Genomic DNA, 2,144 nt, shown 5'->3' with positions numbered 1-2,144 from the left:
CCGGTGCGCAGACGGACGTGGACGGTGCGGGAGGGGGCCGTGGGGCTCGTCCTGCCGTCCCGTTCCTGAAGGTTGCCGACGGTTCCTCAAGGTTGCCGACGGTTCCTGAAGGTGTGGTCGGCGGACGAGCTAGGCGCCGAACAGCCTGGCGCGGTGGGTCTTCCAGCGCTCCATCATCTGTGCCAGGTCCTTCTCGATGAACTCGAAGAAGGCGAGGGTCTCGGCCAGCCGGTGGCCCGCCGGTGTCCCGGCGCCCAGGCTGGTCACCCCCTCGCGCAGGGCCTCCTCCCAGCGCTTGATGATCGCCTCACGGTTGGTGAGCGCGTGGTACCACTGGTCGGAGTGGACCCGGTAGCGCTCCCGCCGGGAGCCGGGCTCCCGCTCGCGCGACAGCATGTGCACCTGCGCGAGATAGCGCACGGCCCCCGAGACGGCCGCCGGGCTGATCCGCAACTGCTCGCTCAGCTCGGCGGAGGTCAGGGCGCCGCTGTCGGAGGCCAGCAGGGCCGAGAAGACCCGGGCGGGCATGCGCGGCAGTCCCGCCTCGACGAGTTGCGCCGCGAACCGCTCCACGAACCGTGAGACCGCTTCCGGGTCCCGCTCCACCACCTTCGACTCCGTCATGCCACCACCCTAACGGGGCTTCACACGCTTCCTTAACTTCACAAACTTCTGAAGTAAGCGTACGTTCTGAAGCATGACGAAGGCCATCACCGTCTCCGGACTGCACAAGTCGTTCGGGCGGACCCACGCACTCGACGGTCTCGACCTGGAGGTCGAGACCGGCGAGGTGCACGGCTTCCTCGGCCCCAACGGCTCCGGCAAGTCCACCACCATCCGCGTCCTGCTCGGCCTGCTGCGCGCCGACTCCGGCACCGCGCGGGTGCTGGGCCGCGACCCGTGGGCCGACGCGGTCGAGGCGCACCGCAGGATCGCCTACGTCCCGGGGGACGTGACCCTGTGGCGGAACCTGTCGGGAGGCGAGGTCATCGACCTCTACGGCCGTCTGCGCGGCGGCCTCGACCGCACCAGGCGCGCCGAACTGATCGAGCGCTTCGAGCTGGACCCCACCAAGAAGGGCCGCACCTACTCCAAGGGCAACCGCCAGAAGGTCGCGCTGGTCGCCGCGTTCGCCTCGGACGTGGACCTGCTGATCCTGGACGAGCCGACCGCGGGCCTGGACCCGCTGATGGAGGAGGTCTTCCAACGCTGCGTGCAGGAGGAGCGCGAGCGCGGCCGTACGGTCCTGTTGTCCTCGCACATCCTCAGCGAGGTCGAGGAACTCTGCGACCGGGTCAGCATCATCCGGCGCGGCCGCACCGTGGAGTCGGGCTCACTGGCCGAGCTGCGCCACCTGACCCGCACCAGCGTCACGGCCGAACTCGCGGGCACCCCCAACGGCTTGGCGCACCTGCCCGGCGTCCACGACCTCGACGTCCAGGGCCGCCGGGTCCGGCTCCAGGTCGACACCGACAAACTCGACGCCGTCCTCAGGTCGTTGACCGACTCGGGCGTGCGCTCGCTGACGTCGACACCGCCGACGCTGGAGGAACTCTTCCTGCGGCACTACCAGGACGAGGCGGCCCAGCGATGACCTCCCTCGTCGGCACCGGCGTGCTGCTGCTCTTCAACCTGCGCCGCGACCGGCTGATGATCCCGGTGTGGGTGGCGGTGAACGCCCTCATGGTGCTGTCCATGCCGAACACCCTCAAGAGCCTGTACGGCACCGCGGCCGAGCGCGCCGACCTGCTGCACCAGGTGGCCACCAACTCCTCCTTCCGCGCGCTGATCGGCCCCGTCTTCGACGACTCCCTCGGCGCCCTCACCGCCTGGCGCGTCGGCGTCTACGCGGGAGTCCTCGCCGCCGCGACCGGCCTCCTGGTCGTCGTACGCCACACCCGGGACGAGGAGGAGAGCGGCCGGCAGGAGCTGATCTCCTCGGGCGTCGTGGGCCGGCGGGCCTCGCTGACGGCCGCGCTGCTGGCCGCCGCCGTGGCGAACGGTGCGCTGGCGCTGCTGGTGACGGCGGGCCTGGCGGGCCAGGGAGCCGTGGGCGCCCTGGCGTTCGGCCTGGGGCTCGGCGCCGTCGGCATGCTCTTCGCCACGACGGCCGCGATCGTCGCGCAGCTGACGGAGAGCGCGCG

The 2,144-nt window shown here is 71.1% G+C and carries 2 protein-coding genes and 1 pseudogene; 2 read left to right on the top strand and 1 reads right to left on the bottom strand.

Features of this window, described 5'->3' with window-relative positions; translation table 11 throughout:
• Positions 1-129 precede the first annotated feature (129 nt).
• Positions 130-624 carry a GbsR/MarR family transcriptional regulator gene (locus EHS43_RS43230; RefSeq protein ID WP_125195904.1) on the bottom strand — a complete coding sequence of 165 codons (495 nt, stop codon included), beginning with the start codon at positions 622-624 and terminating at the stop codon, positions 130-132.
• A gap of 73 nt (positions 625-697) precedes the next feature.
• Between EHS43_RS43230 and EHS43_RS43225 the strand changes: the two genes are divergently transcribed.
• Together EHS43_RS43225 and EHS43_RS43220 are read left to right on the top strand one after the other, a co-directional pair.
• A complete protein-coding gene (locus EHS43_RS43225; protein ID WP_125195903.1) occupies positions 698-1,594 on the top strand; it encodes an ABC transporter ATP-binding protein in 897 nt (298 codons plus the stop codon).
• Positions 1,591-2,144, top strand: a pseudogene (locus EHS43_RS43220) (ABC transporter permease); the annotation flags it as partial. The gene EHS43_RS43225 and the pseudogene EHS43_RS43220, both read left to right, overlap by 4 nt.

Origin of the sequence: Streptomyces sp. RP5T, from assembly GCF_003933965.1 — a bacterium.
In the GTDB taxonomy this organism is placed as follows: domain Bacteria; phylum Actinomycetota; class Actinomycetes; order Streptomycetales; family Streptomycetaceae; genus Streptomyces.
The sequence above is the reverse complement of the archived record's forward strand: the minus strand, read 5'-3'. Positions and strand labels throughout refer to the sequence as shown.